Source organism: Pseudomonas sp. FG35 (assembly GCF_057809295.1).
Map to the genome: position 1 here is coordinate 217,319 of NZ_JBMDJR010000008.1, position 20,022 is coordinate 237,340.

Here is a 20,022-nt window from a genome sequence, read left to right on the forward strand (position 1 = left end):
TCAGCGCGCCGTGAAGATCAGCACCGCACCCACCGGCACCGACAGACTGATGGCCGACAGGCCGGCCAGGTTGCGCAGGCTTTCCAGGCCCGGCAGCAGATCGAAATCCTCGGCGCTGATCACCAGCGGCTCCAGCGTCACCACTTGAAAGCGTCGGTCATCGAGGCGCGTGGCAAGCAGTTCGGCGGGGTATTCGTGTTGCTTGCCGTGCAGGTTGACGGTCAACGGCAGGCGCAATTCCAGCTGCGCGCCGGGGGCCAGATCGTTGATCGGGCGCAGGTCGATCTGGGTGGTGATGGTCGCTTCGGGGAATTGCTCGATCTGGAACAACTCCTTGCGCATGCGCTCGTCGCGCAGCGGGATGCCGCTGTTGATCGAGTCCAGCTCGACTTCGACTTCGGCGCGGCCATCGGGATCGACCTTGCCGTGCAGCACCAGAAAGCGCTGCACTTCGGAAACGTTGGCGTTTTTCGTGCTGACGAACGACAGCCGCGACGACTCGCCGTCCAGATACCAGTTGGCCTGGGCCGGCAGCGCAGCGGCGCCCAGCAGCAGGCCGGCGAAGGCGTTGCACAGAGAACGGTTGAACATTGAAGACTCGTGGGGCCGATAAACGTGCACGAACCTTAACTGGCCTTGGCGTTATTGCAAACTGTCAGTCTGTGCAAACACTCAGGCCAATGCCTGCTGCACCTCGCCGATGGTCGACGCGAGGCTGTTGAGGTGCAGGCTCAGCACCCGCTCCACCGGCGCCTGATCCATCGGCCAGTGCAGCGCCATGCTGCCGACCAGCCGCCCTTGCGCACGGATCGGCAAGGCCACCGCGCGAATCAGGAACGGCAGGCGCACGGGGTATTCCCAATAACCTTCGGTGCGCTGGCCGAAGCCCTGATGCAAGGCTTGTTCGGTGGCCTGCAATACACCGTCATCCGCCAACTGTTCGCGTTCGGCCAGACGTTTCACGTCCCGGCTATCGAGTTCGCCAAGGCACGCGCGGCCCATCGCCGAATGAAACAGGCTCGCGTGATGGCCGACGATCTGGCAGTTAGTTGGATAGCGTTTGCGCAGCACTTGAGGGATCGCGCTTTCCATCACTTCGACCCGCTCGCCGTCGAAGCACGACAGATCCGCCACCAACCCGGTGCGCTCGCTGAGCTCCAGCAGCATCGGCGCGGCGCTTTCCACCAGGTGGCGTTTGAAACGTTGCTGACGGTCACCGAACAGTCGCTTGGCGCACAACCGGTAGCGGCGATCGCTGAGGCCGCGATAGACCCAGCCCTGCTCCTGCAAGGTCGCGAGCATCCGCGACACCGTGGCCTTGGGCAGAGTCGTCAGGTAGTGCAACTCTTCCAGCCCCAACGCCTGATGCTCGCCGAGCAACTCGACGATGGCCAGCGCCCGTTCGACCGAGCGCACGCTGCCGGTGTCTGCCTTGCTGCCCATGTGTTCGACCTCCATGGATGCGGATGAAAGATCACTTCGTGCAGCAAGATGCGGGCCGCTCAGGCTGATTGCAGGCATGCCGGCGGTCGCCGTTCGACCCAGCGGGTCAACTGTTCATGGGCGTAGGCCAGTTGCAGCACCGCCCGATCCGCCTGGGCCGGACCGATGATTTGCAGGCCCATCGGCAGCCCGGCCGGGTTGAAACCGACCGGCACGCTGATGCTCGGCAGCCCCGCCAGGGTCGGGCCGATCACCACCTCCATCCAGCGGTGATAGGTGTCCATGGTCCGCCCGCCGACGACTCGCGGCCACGCTTGCTGTGCATCAAAAGGGAACACTTGGGCGGTGGGCAACAGCAGGAAATCGTAACGCTCGAATAACTCGCTCAACGCGCGATACCACTCACTGCGCGCGACCGACGCCTGATAGACCTCGGCTGCCGTCAGACGCAAACCGCCCTCGATTTCCCATTGCGCTTCGGGTTTGAGCAGCGCACGCTTTTGCGGATCGGCATACGCCGCGCCGAGGCTGCCCTGCACCAGAAAATGCCGGTGGGTGAGCCAGGTCTGCCACAGGCGTTCCATGGAAAAGTCCGGCTGACAGGCCTCGACGTGGCAACCCAGCGCACTGAAATTCGCCAGCGCCGATTCGCACAGGCTCAACACGCCGTCTTCCATCGGCAGATAGCCGTTGTAATCGCCGAGCCAGCCGAGGCGCAGGCCACTGCAGTCCTGTTGCAGATCCAGCCCGAAATCCCGAGGTTCATCGGCCAGCGACAACGGCACACGCGGATCGTAGCCGGCCTGGGTCGAGAGCAATCGCGCGACGTCGGTGACCGTGCGCCCCATAGGCCCTTCGGTGGCCAGTTGCTGGACGAACACTTCCGGCATCGGGCCGTGAGGCACGCGGCCCTGGGACGGGCGGAAGCCGAACACGTTGTTGAACGCCGCCGGGTTGCGCAGCGAGCCCATCATGTCGCTGCCGTCGGCCACCGGCAGCAGGCGCAGGGCCAGCGCCACCGCCGCCCCGCCGCTGCTGCCGCCGGCGATCAGGCTCGGATCGTAGGCGTTGGTGGTGGTGCCGAACACGCTGTTGTAGGTCTGCGAACCGAGGCCGAATTCCGGGACGTTGCTTTTGCCGATGATGATCGCGCCGCAGTCGCGAACCCGCGCCACGCTGATCGCGTCGTGCTGCGGCACTTGCTCGGCGAACAGTGGCGAGCCGAGGGTCGTGCGCAGTCCGGCAGTGGCCGCCAGGTCCTTGATCGCCTGGGGCATGCCGTGCATCCAGCCTCGGGACTCGCTGCGATCCAGTTGCCGATCGCATTCATCGGCCTCGCGCAGCAGCACGTCTTGCGGGCGCAGCGAAACCAGCGCATTGACCGCCGGATTGAAGCGATCAATGTGCGTCAGGTAGGCCTGCATCACCTCGCGGCACGACACCTTGCGGGCATGGATCGCCCGGGACAGCGCATCGGCGTCGAGGGCGACAATCGGATCAATGGCTAACGGACTCACGGTTTCACTCCCAGGTTGAGCGCAACGGATTTCTTCGCGCGTGGTGCCTCCTGCAAACAGTAAGTACCGAGCAGGGTCAGCAGGCAAGCGAACAAGACATAGAACGACGGCGCCACCGGGGTGTTCAGAACTTTGCTCAGCCAGGTGACGATCAGCGGCGCGAAACCACCGAACACCATCACCGCTACGTTGTAGGCCACCGACACACCGGTGGAGCGCACCTCAATCGGAAACTGCTCGGCCAATGCCGTCGGGGCCGGGCCGAAGACCCCCCCAATCGCCGTGCACAGCAGCAGTTGCATCACCAGCAAACGCTCGATCGACGGCGCCGTCGCGACCCACACGTAAAGCGGATAGACCATGACGAAAAACGCCAGGGTGAAAGCCATCAGCACCGGCCGCCGACCGAGGCGATCCGACAGTGCGCCGGAGAACGGAATCACCACGGTCATCAACCCCACCGCGAGCATCTGCACCAGCAACACCTGATCCAGCGGCAGGCCGAGGTTCTTGTGAGCGAAGGTCGGCATGTTCACCAGCACCACGTAAAACGACACCGTCGCCCCGCACGCCAGGCCCATCGACACCAACAGGCTGCGGCGATGTTCGCGCAGTACCTGCCACAGGCCCGGCGCGGCGCCTTTGGCTTTCTTGCGCGCTTCGAGAAACTCTTCCGGTTCCTCCATGTGCTTGCGAATCCACAAGCCCACCGGGCCGATCAACAGGCCGAGCACAAACGGAATCCGCCAGCCCCAACTATCCAGCGCCTCGGGGGAAAACAGGTGCGTGACCAGCGCCACCATCGCCGCGCCGCTGAACACCGCCAGGCATTGCCCGACCAGTTGCCACGAACCGTACAAGCCCTTGCGATGGGCCGGCGCGCTCTCCACCAGAAACGCCGTGGCGCTGGCGTATTCACCGCCCGTGGCAAAACCCTGAAGCATCCGCGCCACCACGATCAGCAGCGGCGCGCCCATGCCGATGGCGGCGTAGTTCGGCGCGAACGCGATCAGGGCGATGGACACGGTCATCAGGCGGATGATCATTTGCATCGCGGCTTTGCGACCTTTGCGGTCGGAGTAGATGCCGAGCAGGATGCCGCCCACCGGCCGCATGAAAAAGCCGACGCCGAAAGTCGCCAGCGCCATCAGCAGCGAAGCGTAGTCGTCGTCGGACGGGAAAAATTGCCGGGCGATGATGCTCGCCAGAAAGCCATAAACGATGAAGTCGTACCATTCCAGGGCGTTGCCGATGACGGCGGCGACCACTTGCCGGGTGCGCGAAACGCCTGCGTTCGAAGTCTGCATGGGGATTCTCCAGAAGCTGTGGGTTGACCACGCAGGCGCGTGCGCACCTGCGTTCCAGCGGCAGCAAAAAGTGAAGAAATCAGGCCGGCTTGAGCCAGCTCTCGGTGAGCGCGCCCCAATACGCCGCGCCGGTCAGCAGGATGTCATCGTTGAAGTCGTAGGCCGGGTTATGCACCATCGGCCGCGCCACGCCGTTGCCGATGAACAGGTACGCGCCGGGGCAGCGCTGGAGCATCCAGGCGAAGTCTTCGCTGCCCATCAGTTTCGGAGTGTTGCCATCGACGGCGTCGGTACCGACCAGTTCGACGCCGACCTGACGGGCGAACTCGGTTTCGGCGGCGTGGTTGACCAGCACCGGGTAGGCCGGGCGGTGTTCGATGGTCGAGGTGCAGCCGAAGCTCTCGGCCTGCGCTTCGATGATCGAGCGTACGCGGTCCAGTGTCTGAACACGGACTTCGGCATTCAACGCACGCAAGCTCAGGCGCAGGATCGCCTGTTGCGGAATCACGTTCGCCGCTTCGCCGGCCTGCAATGCGCCGACCGTTACCACCGCCGCCTGCTGCGCATCGATGTTGCGCGCGACCACGGTTTGCAAAGCCATCACCACACTGGCCGCAGCGACCAGCGGATCCACCGCCAGATGCGGCATCGAGCCGTGGCCGCCGACGCCTTCAATCGTCACTGTGAGCAAGTCCTGCGAAGCCATCATCGGCCCTTCGCGAAAGCCCAGATGACCCGCTGGCAGGCCCGGCATGTTGTGCATGCCGAACAGCGCATCGCACGGAAAACGTTCGAGCAGGCCATCGGCGAGCATCGCTTCCGCCCCGCCCTGGCCCTCTTCGGCGGGCTGAAAAATCAGCGTCAGGGTGCCGTCGAACTGACGGGTCGCGGCCAGATAACGCGCCGCACCGAGCAACATCGCGGTGTGCCCGTCGTGGCCGCAGGCGTGCATGCAGCCTTGATGCCGGCTGCTGTAGGCGACACCGGTATTTTCGATGATCGGCAGCGCATCCATGTCGGCCCGCAGCCCGAGTTTGCGTGTGCTGCTGCCGTTGCGCAGCACGCCGACCACGCCGGTCTTGCCGACGCCGGTGTGGACTTCATAGCCCCACTCTTCGAGCGACCTGGCGACCAGCGCCGAGGTGCGGCTTTCTTCGAAACCGAGTTCAGGGTGGGCGTGAATGTCCTGGCGGGTGGCGTGCAGGTCGCTGGCCACATCGTTGAGCCAGGCCAGAATGTGCTGATGTCGGGGCATGACGGATCTCCTCGCGCGGGTGTTCCCGGTCTTGTTGTTCGGTGTTGTTTCACGACACGTGAACGGCAGGTCGTGCTCACCGCCAGATAACCGCGAGACACGCGAGAGGACAATCGAATGTGGTTCCACAGGGTGGAACCGGATCAGGGTTGCAGGCGACAGCCCTGGCGTTCACCTTGCCACTGGGCGCTGTTGCTGCGTCCCAGGCCGCTGGCAGTGACGATTTTTTGCGTGCGGTCATCGGTCAGTTCGCTGGGCAGCCACTGCTTCACGTAGCCCCGGCAATATTCGGCGTCGTTGTTCATGACGTAGCGGCACGAACAATATTCCTTGGCGGTGTAGGCGCTGATGATGTCGGGGAAGGCCCACAGGTTTTCGCGCTCGTGCCAACCCCAGCCCAGCAACACGACCAACATCACCAGCAGGATGCGTCTGAACCGTTTCATGGCCGCACCGCCCCGAGCACGCGCTTGAGCAATTCGTTGTGGCGATAGCTGCCGTCGCGGTCATCGGCGTAGCGCACGATCACCAGTTTTTCGCTCGGGATCACGTACAGCGCCTGGCCCCAGTGGCCGAGGGCGGCGAAGGTGTCGGGCGGTGCGTCGGGCCATGGGGAGGCGGCGCCATCCGCCGGGCGATTGAGCCACCAGTGGCCGCCGGGCACGGCTTCGTCCTGATTCGCCTTGTAGCCGGCGAAGGGTTGGCGGTTGAAGGCGACCCAGTCTTTGGGCAACAACTGCCGGTCGTTCCAGCGTCCGTCACGTTCCATCAGCAGGCCGATTCGCGCCAGATCCCGGGCCGTCATATAGGCATAGGAAGAGGCGACGAAAGTGCCGGTGGCGTCGGTTTCCCACGTGGCATGGCGGATGCCCAAGGGTTCGAAAAGCGCAGTCCACGGATAGTCCGGATAACGTTGCGGACCGACGACGGTTTTCAGCGCGGAGGCCAACAGATTGCTGTCGCCGCTGGAATAGCGGAACGCCTGACCCGCCGGCGCGTAGCTGTCGTGATCGGCGGTGAAGGCGGCCATGTCGCGGTGGCCACGGGTGTAGAGCATCGCCACCACCGAGGATTTCAATGGGGCGTATTCGTAGTCTTCCTGCCAGTCGATGCCCGAGGCCCAGTGCAGCAGATCCTTGAGGGTGATGGCCGGGTGTTTTTCCAGCACCGGGTAATATTTCGCGGCCGGGTCATCGAGCTTGAACAGGCCTTCGCCGTACGCCACGCCGAGCACCGTGGCCATCAGGCTTTTGCTGATCGACCAGGTCAGGTGCGGGGTGTCGGCGGTGGTCGCGGCGGCGTAGCGTTCGTAGATGAGCTGGCCGTCACGGATCACCAGCAAGGCGTCGGTGCGAATGCCTTTTCGGGTGCTGTCATCGCGGGTCGGGAAGGCGTAGGCCTCCAATGCATCGACGGCCGGGCTGGTGAGTTTCGGGCCGGTCGGCCATTGCTCGCCCGGCCATTGTTCGGCCTGAACCGTGAAGCTGATCAGCAGCAGAAACAGGGACAGGCCTTTGAACATGACGAGGGCTCTGGGAATGAACCTGAGAAGACTAGCCGGCGTTCATGACAGATGTGTTTTGGTTTGCCCCCAAAGCCTTGGCCAGGCGTTTGGCCCGCGCACCCGCCGCCAGTTGCATGACCGATTGATCGCGCTGCCACATCGTCGCCCACTCAGGATTACCGTCACGCAGGGCCTGATCGACCTCCGCGTCAAGCCCGTCGAACTGCGCAAACAATCCGCCGAGCAACACATGCCCAGCAGGGTTGTTCGGCGGCTGGCGACTGACTTCCGCGCAACCGGCCAACAGCGCCAGCAAGCGCAATTGCAACGGCTGCGGCCAGCCGCTGTCCTGACCGACGCCGTACAGCCACGCGGTCATTGCGCTCAACACGTATACGTCTTCAAGGGTGCGGAACGGTTTGACGTAAGCATCCCAACCGTCCCCGGCGAGCAACTCGCACAACGCATCGTCGAGATGCAGCCGACCATGGCTGATGTCCGGCATCAACGGCAGCGCCGGGAGTTTTTCCGCCCGCACGCCGGGTTCGCCGGGATACACCACCGCCAGACTCAGGCGCGGTGATTCGCCGGGTTGCTCACTGCGGGCAGCAATCAGCAGCCAGTCCGCCGCATCGCCGGCAGTGACGAAATCCTTTTGCCCGGTGAGACGCAGATCCGTGAGCCGGGTCTGCATGTCCGCCGGGCGCAGGCTGCGCTGCTCGGTCGCACACAACGCGCCGAGGCTTGGCGGCGCGCTCGGCCAGAGCATCCGCAGCGCCGCCTGATAACCCACCAGAAACGCCAGCCCCGGCGTCGCCATTCGCCGCCCTCCCGCCACCGCCAGTTCGAACGGCGTGACGCTGCCCAGTTGCTGCAGCAACGTGGCGAAGCCCTCCGCCAGGTCGGCAACGGCGGGCAGGCGTTCGCGGCATTCAAGCAGGGTCGACCAGGTCATCAGAGGCTCCTCGTGGGCTGTCATATAAGCATCACCAAACATTCATGGCGATGACACCGGGGCTACATAGCCTGACTTTGCACAACACGGCTGCATAAAGAAAGTCGATCGGCTGCAACCCATGACGGGTTCAAGGCCCGTACGGAGATTCACATGACTCAGATCGCCCGCATCAGCGACACCGGCAATGAACGCCGCCTGCAAGCCGAACGCCTGATCGGCGCCGAGGCCTTGCAGCAAGCCCAGGCCTTGCGCTTCAACGTGTTCAGCGGCGAGTTCAACGCCAAGCTGAACGGCGCGGAGCTGGGTCTGGACATGGATGACTATGATGTTCACTGCAGCCACATCGGCGTGCGTGACCTGAACACCGGCCGCCTGGTGGCGACCACCCGTTTGCTCGATCACACCGCCGCCAGCAGCCTGGGCAAGTTCTACAGCGAAGAAGAATTCAGCCTGCACGGCCTCGCCGGTCTGCAAGGCCCGATCCTGGAAATCGGCCGCACCTGCGTCGACCCGGCCTACCGCAACGGCGGCACCATCGCCGTGCTCTGGGGGGAACTGGCCGAAGTCCTGAATCAGGGCGGCTACAGCTACCTGATGGGTTGCGCGAGCATCCCGATGCAGGACGGCGGCGTACAGGCCCACGCGATCATGCAGCGTCTGCGCGAACGTTATCTGTGCACCGAACACCTGCGCGCCGAGCCGAAGAACCCGCTGCCGAGCCTCGACATTCCGTCGAACGTGATCGCCGAAATGCCGCCGCTGCTCAAGGCCTACATGCGCCTGGGCGCGAAGATCTGCGGCGAGCCGTGCTGGGACGAAGACTTCCAGGTCGCCGACGTGTTCATCCTGCTCAAGCGCGACGAACTCTGCCCGCGCTACGCCAAGCACTTCAAGGCGGCCGTGTGATGAGCCGGCTGCGGGTGTACGCGCGGATCGCGCGAGTGCTGCTGGTGGTGACGCTGGGCTTGAGCATGGCCAGTGTTTTCGGGGTTTTCGAGCGTCTGGGGCTCGCTCATTCGATGCAACGCCGGCAGCGCTGGTCGCGGTTTTTCATGGCGCGCCTGAGCAATGCCCTGCCCTTTCGCGTGACCGTGCATGGCGAGCTTCCGAAACAGCCGATGCTGTGGGTCAGCAACCATGTGTCGTGGACCGACATTCCGCTGCTCGGGATGCTCACGCCGCTGTCGTTTCTGTCCAAGGCCGAAGTGCGCACCTGGCCGGTGGCCGGTTGGCTCGCGGCGAAGGCCGGCAGTCTGTTCATCCGTCGCGGTTCGGGCGACAGCCAGTTGATCCGCAAGCAAATGACCCGTCACCTGCAAACCGATCATCCGCTGCTGATGTTCCCCGAAGGCACCACCACCGATGGCCGTTCGCTGCGTACCTTTCACGGTCGCCTGCTGTCGGCGGCGATTGATTCCGAGGTGAAACTGCAGCCGGTGGCGATCCGTTATCTGCGTGAGGGCAAGATAGATTCGCTGGCGCCGTTCATTGGTGACGATGATCTGCTGTCGCACCTGATGCGCCTGTTCAGCAACGATTGCGGCGATGTCGAGATTCATCTGCTCAAACCGATTGCCTGCCAGGGCCGGGAACGCGCGGCGCTGGCGTTCGAGGCACAACAGGCGGTGCAGAAAGCCTTGTTCGGCGATGTGCTCAAACCGGTCGAAGCGCAACACGCCCGCGATCTGATCGCCGCCTGATCGGCGACGTCTGCCTACAGCTGCCGGCCGGCAAAGTCCTGCAGCTGTGGGTAGAACAAGCGGAAGTCTTCGCTCAACGGTTCATACAACCGCCGCAACTCCTCCATCGCCCCCGCCAGTTCTTCGGGCCGGGTCAGGCGTCGGGAGATGCCGCGCAACACCTGCTCCAGCACTTCGAACTCCTGATACGAGCCCAACCAGTCATTGGCCACCATGTGCGGGGCGATCCTCGCCAGGCGCTCGGGCAATTGCCGCTCGCTGGACAGCACGCGGTAAACGTCGGTGGTGAATTGGCCCAACGGACGGTCGGCGTACAGCGTCCAGTCCCGCGCCAGGCAATGGTCGAAAAACACATCGAGGACGATGCCCGCGTAACGGCGGCGGGTCGTGGAAAACCGCGCCAGTGAGGCATCCACCAGCGGGTGGCGATCGGTGAACACGTCGATCTGTCGATGCAGGGCAATCGCCGCCTCGATCTCCGGGTCGAACTGCCCTTGCAGCCGCCCTTTGACGAAATCGCCATACAGACTGCCGAGCAGTTGACCGGGGCGCTGGCCACCGAGGTGTAAATGTGCGAGATAGTTCATGGGCGCAGCTTAGCACCGCGCCCGCGTTTGTTTACACCTCACATATCGTTATAACCCGATATACCGATTTATGCGGTCATCAGATCAAATTCATATTGGTGTATCGCGAAGTACCGATATAAAGTTCGCCTCATCGCGATATAGCGCTACACACATCACGAGCACCCAGCCATGAACATTGACCTCGACGAAATAATAAAAGCCCTGGCACACCCAGTACGGCGAGACATCCTCAACTGGCTGAAAGACCCGAAAGCCCAGTTTCCGGAACAGATCCACAACCACGAGTACGGCATCTGCGCCGGGCAGATCGATCAACGCTGCGGCCTGTCGCAATCGACCGTCTCCGCCCACCTGGCCACCCTGCAACGGGCCGGGCTGATCAGCAGTCAGAAAGCCGGCCAGTGGCACTTTTTCAAACGCAACGAGGACGTGATCCAGGCGTTCCTCAGCACCCTCAGCAAAGAGCTCTGACCCTTAACGTCAGCCAGCCAAAAGGATCCAACGATGCCCCTCTCGCTTCTCATACTCGCCTTGAGCGCCTTCGCCATCGGCACCACCGAGTTCGTCATCATGGGCCTGCTGCCCAATGTGGCGGCTGACCTCGGTGTGTCGATCCCCGGTGCCGGCTGGCTGGTGACCGGCTACGCCCTGGGCGTGGCGATTGGTGCGCCGTTCATGGCAATGGCCACTGCAAAACTGCCGCGCAAGGCTGCACTGGTTACGCTGATGGGCATCTTCATTATCGGCAACCTGCTCTGCGCCATCGCCACTGATTACAACGTGCTGATGTTCGCTCGAGTGGTTACCGCCCTGTGTCACGGCGCGTTCTTCGGCATCGGTTCGGTGGTCGCGGCCAACCTGGTGGCGCCGAACAAACGCGCCTCGGCCGTGGCCCTGATGTTCACCGGCCTGACCCTGGCCAACGTGCTGGGCGTACCGCTGGGCACCGCGCTCGGTCAGGAAGCCGGCTGGCGCTCGACCTTCTGGGCAGTGACCGTGATCGGTGTGATCGCGCTGATCGGACTGATCCGCTTCCTGCCGGCCAAGCGTGACGAAGAAAAACTCGACATGCGCGCCGAACTGGCCGCGCTCAAGGGCGCCGGGATCTGGCTGTCGCTGAGCATGACCGCGCTGTTCGCCGCCTCGGTGTTCACGTTGTTCACCTACGTCGCACCGCTGCTGGGCGATGTCACCGGTGTTTCGCCCCGTGGCGTGACCTGGACCCTGATGCTCATCGGCCTGGGCCTGACTGTCGGCAACATCATCGGCGGCAAACTGGCCGACAAGGGCCTGGCCGCGACGCTGATCGGCGTGTTCATCGCCATGGCCGTGACCTCCACCGTCCTGACCTGGACCAGCATCGCGCTGATCCCGACCGAGATCACCCTGTTCCTCTGGGCCACCGCGTGTTTCGCCGCGGTGCCGGCCCTGCAAGTGAACGTCGTGACCTACGGCCAGGCCGCACCGAACCTGGTGTCGACCCTGAACATCGGCGCCTTCAACGTCGGCAATGCCCTCGGCGCCTGGGTCGGCGGCAGCGTCATCGCCCACGGCTACGGCCTGACCAGCGTGCCTCTCGCCGCTGCAGCGCTTGCGGTTCTCGCGCTGCTGGTGACCCTGATCACATTCCGCCAGAACGGCAATCCCGAGCTGGCCACCGCTAACTGATTCACTCACTTACCTCACGAGGGTTGTATCTCATGGCAACAATTTTCGATCCGATCAAACTGGGCGACCTCGAGCTGTCCAACCGCATCATCATGGCGCCGCTGACCCGTTGCCGCGCCGACGAAGGCCGCGTACCGAACGCGCTGATGGCCGAGTACTACGTACAACGCGCCTCGGCCGGCCTGATCCTCAGCGAAGCCACCTCGGTCACCCCGATGGGCGTCGGCTACCCGGACACCCCGGGCATCTGGTCCAACGACCAGGTGCGCGGCTGGACCAATGTGACCAAGGCCGTTCACGCCGCCGGCGGCAAGATCGTCCTGCAACTGTGGCACGTCGGCCGGATCTCCCACCCGTCGTACCTGAACGGCGAAACGCCGGTTGCACCGAGCGCCATCCAGCCAAAAGGCCATGTCAGCCTGGTTCGCCCGCTGGCCGACTATCCAACCCCGCGTGCGCTGGAAACCGCTGAAATCGCCGACATCGTCGACGCCTACCGCGTGGGTGCGGAAAACGCCAAGGCAGCCGGTTTCGACGGCGTGGAAATCCACGGCGCCAACGGTTACCTGCTCGACCAGTTCCTGCAAAGCAGCACCAACCAGCGCACCGACAACTACGGCGGCTCCCTGGAAAACCGTGCACGCCTGCTGCTGGAAGTGACCGACGCGGCCATCGAAGTCTGGGGCGCCGGCCGTGTCGGCGTACACCTGGCACCACGCGCCGACTCCCATGACATGGGCGACGACAACCTGGCCGAAACCTTCACCTACGTCGCCCGCGAGCTGGGCAAGCGTGGCATCGCCTTCATCTGCTCCCGCGAGAAAGAGGGCGCCGACAGCCTCGGCCCACAACTGAAAGAAGCCTTCGGCGGCGCGTACATCGCCAACGAGCGTTTCACCAAGGACAGCGCCAACGCGTGGCTGGCCGAGGGCAAGGCTGACGCCGTGGCATTCGGCATCCCGTTCATTGCCAACCCGGACCTGCCGGCCCGTCTGAAGGCCGATGCGCCGCTGAACGAGCCGCACCCGGAAACCTTCTACGGCAAAGGTGCGGTCGGTTACCTCGACTACCCGACCCTGTAAGCCACACCGCAGAAACACAAAAGCCCCCGACTCGTGAGAATCGGGGGCTTTTTATTGGTCGCCGGACGGGTGACTCGCTCACATTCCTTCACAGGCTCGACACAAAATCCCTACAAAATACGTAGCTCGCTACATATCAACCCGCGCCGCAGAGGTATATAAAAGCATCCCATTGCAGCGGGGCGAGTGAACAGGGATCTTCACCCTCCTCCGTCATTGACACAAACTGATCCAACAACGAATTTTGTTTCATTTGCGCAGGCTGGGGCTCAGGCGCAGCATGTCCAGCCCGGTATCGACCCAGCGTTCGGCCTCGGCGTACAGCTCGAAGCTGTCCGGCGCCAATAGCCATCCATAAAGGAGGCCGTCGATATAGGCGTGAATGCTGATGGCTGCCCGGGCAGTGTCGAGGTCTGCCGGCAACTGCCCACGATTGACCGCATTACTCAGTGTCAGCGCGATCCGCACATTGCAATCGAGGCTGGCGGTCCGGCGCTGCTGGCGCAGGTCGCACATTTCATCGGTGAACTCGCACTTATGAAACAGAATTTCGTTGATACGCCGGGTCTTCGGATCCAGCGCAACTTGATGAAACAAATGAATCAGCAATTTGCGCATGCAACCCAGCGGATCGGGTTCGTCCTCGCTTTCGCTGGCCTTGGCCAGTTCGTCCAGCGGCTCATGCAGGGTATCGAGCATGGCCTGCAGCAGATCGGCCTTGTTGCTGAAGTGCCAGTAGATCGCACCGCGCGTCACCCCGGCCAAGGTAGCGATGTCCGACAGGGTCGTGCGGGCCACGCCCCGCTCATAGAAGGCTTTCTCGGCCGCTTCGAGAATCTGGCTGCGCGTTTCCTGAGCTTCCTCTTTGGTACGACGAACCATGGCAGTAAAACCTCAAACAGGATGTTTCAGGGATGGCTGAATATCCGCTGAATAAAAAAGGGTTGATCTCTCGCGGATCGGATCCCCGGCCTACAATTTCAGACCTTGCGGCGACTTTTGTAACAGGGTGGATACGACGCCAAGGTGTTTACAAACAACCATGAACGTAAGTATATTCCTTAGCAAGCTACTTATCCACCCGGTAACCCTTTTTTACCCTTCCACACTTCTTGTGCGCTTTTCGCGCGCCTGACCCGAGGATCTTCATGCAATTCAAGCCAGCTGTTACCGCTCTGGTCACTGCCGTCGCCCTGGCATCGCTGCTCAGCGGATGTAAAAAGGAAGAGGCGGCTCCCGCCGCACCACCTCCTCAGGTCGGCGTCGTCACCCTGCAACCACAAGCCTTTACCCTGACTTCCGAATTGCCGGGCCGCACCAGCGCGTTCCGCATCGCCGAAGTTCGTCCGCAGGTCAACGGCATCATTCTCAAGCGTCTGTTCAAGGAAGGCGGCGATGTCAAAGCCGGCCAGCAGCTGTATCAGATCGATCCGTCGGTCTATGAAGCGACCCTGAAAAGCGCCGAAGCCAACCTGCGTTCGACCAAGTCGATCTCCGACCGCTACAAGCAACTGGTCGACGAGCAGGCCGTCAGCCGTCAGGAATACGACACCGCCGTGGCCAACCGCCTGCAATCGGAAGCGTCGTTGCAGACCGCACAGATCAACGTGCGCTACACCAAGGTCTACGCACCGATCTCCGGTCGTATTGGCCGCTCTTCGGTGACCGAAGGCGCGCTGGTCAGCAACGGACAGGCCGATGCGATGGCCGTGATCCAGCAACTGGACCCGATCTACGTCGACGTCACCCAGTCCTCGGTCGAGTTGCTGGAGCTGCGCCGCGAACTGGAAAGCGGTCGTCTGCAGAAGGCCGGCGACAACGCCGCTGCGGTCAAGCTGACCCTCGAAGACGGCAGCCAGTACAAGCTCGACGGTAAGCTGGAATTCTCCGAAGTGTCGGTCGATCAGACCACCGGTTCCGTGACCCTGCGCGCCGTGTTCCCGAACCCGGATCACACTCTGCTGCCGGGCATGTTCGTCCACGCGCAGTTGCAGGCCGGTGTGAACAGCGCCGCGATCCTCGCGCCGCAGCAAGGCGTGACCCGCGACCTCAAAGGCACCCCGACCGCACTGGTCGTCGGCCCGGACAACAAGGTCGAACTGCGTCAGCTCAAGGCCAGCCGTACTGTCGGCAGCCAGTGGCTGATCGAAGACGGCCTGAAGGCCGGCGATCGCCTGATCACCGAAGGGCTGCAATTCGTCAAACCGGGTGTTGAGGTCAAACCGACCGAAGCGACCAACGTCGGCAACAAGAACCCGGCCCCCGCTCAGGCAGCTGACAAAGCCGCCGGCGGCAAAGGGGAGTAATCCATGTCAAAATTTTTCATCGACCGTCCGATTTTCGCCTGGGTAATTGCCCTGGTGATCATGCTGGTCGGGGCACTTTCGATCCTGAAACTGCCGATCAACCAGTACCCGAGCATTGCGCCACCGGCCATTGCGATCTCCGTGACCTACCCGGGTGCTTCGGCACAGACGGTTCAGGACACCGTGGTGCAAGTGATCGAGCAGCAGCTCAACGGTATCGACAACCTGCGTTATGTGTCCTCGGAAAGTAACTCCGACGGCAGCATGACCATCACCGCGACCTTCGAGCAAGGCACCAACTCCGACACCGCGCAGGTCCAGGTCCAGAACAAGCTGAACCTGGCCACCCCGCTGCTGCCGCAGGAAGTGCAGCAACAGGGTATCCGCGTGACCAAGGCAGTGAAGAACTTCCTGCTGGTGATCGGCGTGGTGTCGCGTGACGGCAGCATGACCAAGGACGACCTGTCCAACTACATCGTGTCGAACATGCAGGACCCGATCTCGCGGACCGCCGGTGTCGGTGACTTCCAGGTCTTCGGTGCCCAGTACGCGATGCGCATCTGGCTCGACCCGGCCAAGTTGAACAACTTCAACCTGACCCCGGTCGACGTGAAAACCGCGATTGCGGCGCAGAACGTCCAGGTGTCGTCCGGTCAGCTCGGTGGCTTGCCTGCCGTGCAGGGCCAGCAGCTGAACGCCACGATCATCGGCAAGACCCGTCTGCAGACCGCCGAGCAGTTCAAAGAGATTCTGCTCAAGGTCAACAAGGATGGCTCTCAGGTCCGTCTGAAAGACGTGGCCGACGTCGGCCTGGGTGGCGAGAACTATGCGATCAGCGCCCAGTTCAACGGCAGCCCGGCGTCCGGTCTGGCGGTAAAACTGGCCAACGGCGCCAACGCCCTCGACACCGCCAAGGCACTGCGCAAGACGATTGACGACCTCAAGCCGTTCTTCCCGCAAGGCATGGAAGTGGTGTTCCCGTACGACACCACCCCGGTGGTGACCGAGTCGATCAAAGGCGTGGTTCACACCCTGGTCGAAGCGATTGCGCTGGTGTTCCTGGTGATGTTCCTGTTCCTGCAGAACTTCCGCGCCACCGTCATCACCACGATGACCGTGCCAGTGGTATTGCTCGGTACGTTCGGCATCCTCGCGGCGGCCGGCTTCAGCATCAACACCCTGACCATGTTCGGCATGGTGCTGGCCATCGGTTTGCTGGTGGACGACGCCATCGTTGTGGTGGAAAACGTCGAGCGGGTGATGAGCGAAGAAGGCTTGTCACCGAAGGAAGCGACCAAGAAATCCATGGGCCAGATCCAGGGCGCCCTGGTCGGTATCGCCCTGGTGCTGTCGGCGGTATTGCTACCGATGGCGTTCTTCAGCGGCTCCACCGGTGTGATCTACAAGCAGTTCTCGATCACCATCGTGTCGGCCATGGCCTTGTCGGTACTGGTCGCGCTGATCTTCACCCCGGCGCTGTGCGCCACCATGCTCAAGGCGATTCCGCACGGTGAGCACGGCACGCCGAAAAAAGGTTTCTTCGGCTGGTTCAACCGCAATTTCGACCGTGGCGTCAACAGCTACGAGCGCGGTGTCGGCAACATGTTGTCGCGCAAGGCGCCGTATCTGCTGGCCTACCTGCTGATCGTGGTCGGCATGATCTGGCTGTTCACCCGCATTCCGACCGCGTTCCTGCCGGAAGAAGACCAGGGCGTTCTGTTCGCCCAGGTGCAGACGCCAGCCGGTTCCAGTGCCCAGCGCACTCAGGTGGTGGTGGATGAAATGCGTGAATTCCTGCTGCGTCCGACCAAGGATGGCGGTGAAGGCGACGCAGTCGCCTCGGTGTTCACCGTGACCGGCTTCAACTTCGCCGGCCGTGGCCAGAGCTCGGGTATGGCGTTCATCATGCTCAAGCCGTGGGACGAACGTAACGCCGACAACAGCGTGTTCAAACTCGCCGCCCGCGCCCAGCAGCACTTCTTCAGCTTCCGCGATGCGATGGTGTTCGCCTTCGCCCCGCCGGCTGTACTGGAGCTGGGTAACGCCACCGGTTTCGACGTGTTCCTGCAGGACCGCGCCGGTATCGGTCACGAGAAGTTGATGGCTGCACGCAACCAGTTCCTCGGCATGGCCGCGCAGAGCAAGGTGCTCACGCAGGTCCGTCCGAACGGTCTGAACGACGAACCGCAATTCCAGCTGGAAATCGATGACGAGAAGGCCAGTGCCCTGGGCATCACCATCTCCGACATCAACAACACCCTGTCGATTGCATTGGGCAGTAGCTACGTCAACGACTTCATCGACCGCGGTCGGGTGAAGAAGGTGTACGTGCAGGGCCGGCCAGATTCGCGCATGAGCCCGGAAGACCTGAAGAAGTGGTACGTGCGTAACGCCTCCGGCACCATGGTTCCTTTCTCCGCGTTCGCCAAGGGCGAGTGGATCTACGGTTCGCCGAAGCTGGCGCGTTACAACGGTGTTGAAGCGGTCGAGATCCTTGGTGCCCCGGCGCCGGGTTACTCCACCGGTGAAGCGATGGCCGAAGTCGAGGCGATTGCCAAGAAACTGCCGGCCGGTGTGGGTATTTCGTGGACCGGTCTGTCGTATGAAGAACGACTCTCCGGCTCGCAGGCTCCGGCGCTGTACGCCCTGTCGCTGCTGATGGTGTTCCTGTGTCTGGCGGCGCTGTATGAAAGCTGGTCGATTCCGATCGCGGTCATGCTCGTGGTACCGCTGGGGATCATCGGTGCGCTGATGGCCACCAGCCTGCGCGGTCTGTCGAACGACGTGTACTTCCAGGTGGGTCTGTTGACGACCATTGGTCTGGCGGCTAAAAACGCCATTCTGATCGTCGAGTTCGCCAAGGAATTGCACGAGCAGGGACGCAGTCTGCGCGATGCGGCCATCGAAGCCTGCCGCATGCGTCTGCGACCGATCATCATGACGTCGCTGGCCTTCGTCCTCGGTGTTGTACCGTTGGCTATCTCCACCGGCGCAGGCTCGGGCAGCCAACACGCGATCGGTACCGGCGTGATTGGCGGTATGCTCACCGCAACGATCCTGGCGATTTTCTGGGTTCCACTGTTCTTCGTCACTGTGTCGTCCATGGGTCAGCGCAAAAACGCCGGCAAGGATGACGCCATAGAAACTCCTAAAGAGGCTGGCCAATGAGCAAGTCGCTACTCTCCATCGCAGTCGCCGCCTTCGTGCTGAGCGGTTGCTCGCTGATACCGGATTATCAGCAGCCGGAAGCACCGGTGGCCGCGCAGTTCCCGCAGGGCCCGGCGTACTCGCCGGCCCAGGCACCGGCGCAGGCCGCTGCCGAGCAGGGCTGGAAACAGTTTTTCCATGACCCTGCCCTGCAGCAGCTGATCCAGGTCGCCCTGGAAAACAACCGCGACCTGCGTGTCGCGGCGCTGAACATCGACGCCTACGCGGCTCAATACCGCATCCAGCGCGCCGACCTGTTCCCGGCCGTGTCGGCCAATGCCAGCGGCAGCCGTCAGCGGGTTCCGGCCCGTGCGTCGCAGACCGGTGAAGCGGCCATCAGCAGTTCCTACTCCGCTACCGTCGGCATCAGCGCCTACGAACTCGACCTGTTCGGTCGGGTTCGCAGCCTGAGCGAACAAGCGCTGCAACAATACTTCGCCACCGAAGAAGCGCGCCGCAGCACCCAAATCAGCCTGGTGGCCAGCGTGGCCAACGCCTACCTGACCTGGCAGGCCGACAAGGAACTGCTCAAGCTGACGCAGGACACCCTCGGTGCCTTCGAGGAAAGCTACAAGCTGACCAGTCGCAGCAACGAAGTCGGTGTGGCCTCGGCGCTGGACCTGGCGCAGTCGCGTACCTCGGTGGAAAACGCCCGGGCACAACTGGCGCGTTACACCCGCCAGGTCGCCCAGGACGAAAACAGCCTGACCCTGCTGCTGGGCACCGGCATCCCGGCCAACCTGCAAGCGGCCAAGCCGCTGTCGGATGACCTGCTGGCCGACGTGCCGGCCGGTCTGCCGTCGGATCTGCTGCAACGTCGTCCGGACATCCTGCAGGCCGAGTACAACCTGAAGGCCGCCAACGCCAACATCGGCGCGGCCCGTGCAGCGTTCTTCCCGAGCATCAGCCTGACCGCCAACGCGGGCAGCCTGAGCCCGGACCTGTCCGGCCTGTTCAAGGGCGGTTCGGGTACGTGGCTGTTCCAGCCGCAGATCAACCTGCCGATCTTCAACGCCGGCAGCCTGCGTGCCAGCCTCGACTACGCCAAGATCCAGAAGGACATTGGCGTGGCGAACTACGAGAAGTCCATTCAAACGGCCTTCCAGGAAGTCGCCGACGGCCTCGCCGCCCGCCAGACCTACACCGAGCAATTGCAGGCCCAGCGTGATTTCGTCGCCGCCAACCAGGACTACTACCGCCTGGCCGAGCGTCGCTATCGCATTGGCGTCGACAGCAACCTGACCTTCCTCGATGCCCAGCGTCAGCTGTTCAGCGCGCAACAATCGCTGATCACCGACCGCCTCGCGCAGCTGACCAGTGCGGTCAACCTGTACAAGGCCCTGGGCGGTGGCTGGAATGCGCAGACCGCGCAGAACGAGCCGCTCAAAGAAGAAGCGCCGAAGATGAAGCTGTTCTGATCATCTGCTGAATACAAGAAGCCCACCGTTTGGTGGGCTTTTTGTTGCCTGCGAATCTTGCGTTCGA

The 20,022-nt window shown here is 63.0% G+C and carries 18 protein-coding genes; 8 read left to right on the forward strand and 10 right to left on the reverse strand.

The annotated features are described in order from the left end of the window. The 8 genes from ACODTD_RS17770 to ACODTD_RS17805 all read right to left on the reverse strand — a co-directional run bounded on the left by ACODTD_RS17770 (position 1) and on the right by ACODTD_RS17805 (position 7,981). Complete coding sequence (locus tag ACODTD_RS17770; RefSeq protein ID WP_011332843.1) at positions 1-591, reverse strand: YceI family protein; 591 nt, start codon at positions 589-591, stop codon at positions 1-3. A gap of 81 nt (positions 592-672) precedes the next feature. Continuing rightward, positions 673-1,443: an IclR family transcriptional regulator gene (locus ACODTD_RS17775; protein ID WP_285356771.1), complete on the reverse strand. Its 771-nt coding sequence runs from the start codon at positions 1,441-1,443 to the stop codon at positions 673-675. 59 nt (positions 1,444-1,502) lie between these two features. Beyond that, a complete protein-coding gene (locus ACODTD_RS17780) occupies positions 1,503-2,960 on the reverse strand; it encodes an amidase (RefSeq protein WP_285356769.1) in 1,458 nt (485 codons plus the stop codon). After that, the gene (locus ACODTD_RS17785; protein ID WP_011332840.1) at positions 2,957-4,267 is read right to left on the reverse strand and encodes a citrate-proton symporter; all 1,311 of its coding nucleotides are present in this window, start codon (positions 4,265-4,267) and stop codon (positions 2,957-2,959) included. The genes ACODTD_RS17780 and ACODTD_RS17785 overlap by 4 nt, the downstream gene beginning before the upstream one ends. 79 nt (positions 4,268-4,346) lie before the next feature. Next, a complete protein-coding gene (locus tag ACODTD_RS17790; protein WP_011332839.1) occupies positions 4,347-5,522 on the reverse strand; it encodes a M20 aminoacylase family protein in 1,176 nt (391 codons plus the stop codon). A 143-nt stretch (positions 5,523-5,665) separates the two neighbouring features. Continuing rightward, positions 5,666-5,968: a hypothetical protein gene (locus tag ACODTD_RS17795; protein WP_011332838.1), complete on the reverse strand. Its 303-nt coding sequence runs from the start codon at positions 5,966-5,968 to the stop codon at positions 5,666-5,668. After that, on the reverse strand, positions 5,965-7,044 hold the full coding sequence (locus tag ACODTD_RS17800; RefSeq protein WP_489105062.1) for a serine hydrolase domain-containing protein: 1,080 nt from the start codon (positions 7,042-7,044) through the stop codon (positions 5,965-5,967). The genes ACODTD_RS17795 and ACODTD_RS17800 overlap by 4 nt, the downstream gene beginning before the upstream one ends. Before the next feature lie 31 nt (positions 7,045-7,075). Next, positions 7,076-7,981 carry an acyl-CoA dehydrogenase middle domain-containing protein gene (locus ACODTD_RS17805; protein ID WP_489105063.1) on the reverse strand — a complete coding sequence of 302 codons (906 nt, stop codon included), beginning with the start codon at positions 7,979-7,981 and terminating at the stop codon, positions 7,076-7,078. 153 nt (positions 7,982-8,134) lie between these two features. Between ACODTD_RS17805 and olsB the strand changes: the two genes are divergently transcribed. Both olsB and ACODTD_RS17815 read left to right on the forward strand, forming a co-directional pair. Continuing rightward, positions 8,135-8,890, forward strand: a complete 756-nt coding sequence (gene olsB, locus ACODTD_RS17810) for an L-ornithine N(alpha)-acyltransferase (protein WP_007957877.1) — start codon at positions 8,135-8,137, stop codon at positions 8,888-8,890. Then, on the forward strand, positions 8,890-9,684 hold the full coding sequence (locus tag ACODTD_RS17815) for a lysophospholipid acyltransferase family protein (protein ID WP_201816749.1): 795 nt from the start codon (positions 8,890-8,892) through the stop codon (positions 9,682-9,684). The genes olsB and ACODTD_RS17815 overlap by 1 nt, the downstream gene beginning before the upstream one ends. A gap of 14 nt (positions 9,685-9,698) precedes the next feature. Here ACODTD_RS17815 and ACODTD_RS17820 read toward each other — a convergent pair whose 3' ends face one another. Next, the gene (locus tag ACODTD_RS17820) at positions 9,699-10,271 is read right to left on the reverse strand and encodes an acyl carrier protein phosphodiesterase (protein WP_011332834.1); all 573 of its coding nucleotides are present in this window, start codon (positions 10,269-10,271) and stop codon (positions 9,699-9,701) included. Between the two features lie 171 nt (positions 10,272-10,442). On the opposite strand from ACODTD_RS17820, the gene ACODTD_RS17825 reads away from it, so the two are divergent. From ACODTD_RS17825 to ACODTD_RS17835, 3 genes are read left to right on the forward strand one after another with little or no spacing between them, the layout of a single operon-like run. Then, on the forward strand, positions 10,443-10,745 hold the full coding sequence (locus ACODTD_RS17825; protein ID WP_007957866.1) for an ArsR/SmtB family transcription factor: 303 nt from the start codon (positions 10,443-10,445) through the stop codon (positions 10,743-10,745). A 33-nt stretch (positions 10,746-10,778) separates the two neighbouring features. Then, positions 10,779-11,942 carry an MFS transporter gene (locus ACODTD_RS17830; protein ID WP_011332833.1) on the forward strand — a complete coding sequence of 388 codons (1,164 nt, stop codon included), beginning with the start codon at positions 10,779-10,781 and terminating at the stop codon, positions 11,940-11,942. Positions 11,943-11,974: 32 nt separating this feature from the next. Next, entirely contained in the window at positions 11,975-13,024 is a 1,050-nt protein-coding gene (locus ACODTD_RS17835) for an alkene reductase (RefSeq protein ID WP_011332832.1), read from the forward strand. A 249-nt stretch (positions 13,025-13,273) separates the two neighbouring features. Here the strand turns inward: ACODTD_RS17835 and emhR are convergent, their stop codons facing one another. Further along, positions 13,274-13,906, reverse strand: coding sequence for an efflux system transcriptional repressor EmhR (gene emhR / locus ACODTD_RS17840; RefSeq protein ID WP_007957850.1), 633 nt, complete (start codon positions 13,904-13,906; stop codon positions 13,274-13,276). Between the two features lie 266 nt (positions 13,907-14,172). Between emhR and emhA the strand changes: the two genes are divergently transcribed. Genes emhA through emhC form a run of 3 tightly spaced genes read left to right on the forward strand, consistent with a single transcriptional unit; the run spans position 14,173 to position 19,955 of the window. Next, positions 14,173-15,330, forward strand: a complete 1,158-nt coding sequence (gene emhA / locus ACODTD_RS17845; protein ID WP_011332830.1) for an efflux RND transporter periplasmic adaptor subunit EmhA — start codon at positions 14,173-14,175, stop codon at positions 15,328-15,330. Positions 15,331-15,333: 3 nt separating this feature from the next. Further along, the gene (gene emhB, locus ACODTD_RS17850) at positions 15,334-18,498 is read left to right on the forward strand and encodes an efflux RND transporter permease subunit EmhB (RefSeq protein ID WP_085748206.1); all 3,165 of its coding nucleotides are present in this window, start codon (positions 15,334-15,336) and stop codon (positions 18,496-18,498) included. Beyond that, complete coding sequence (gene emhC, locus ACODTD_RS17855; RefSeq protein WP_221615151.1) at positions 18,495-19,955, forward strand: efflux RND transporter outer membrane subunit EmhC; 1,461 nt, start codon at positions 18,495-18,497, stop codon at positions 19,953-19,955. The genes emhB and emhC overlap by 4 nt, the downstream gene beginning before the upstream one ends. Positions 19,956-20,022 lie beyond the last annotated feature (67 nt).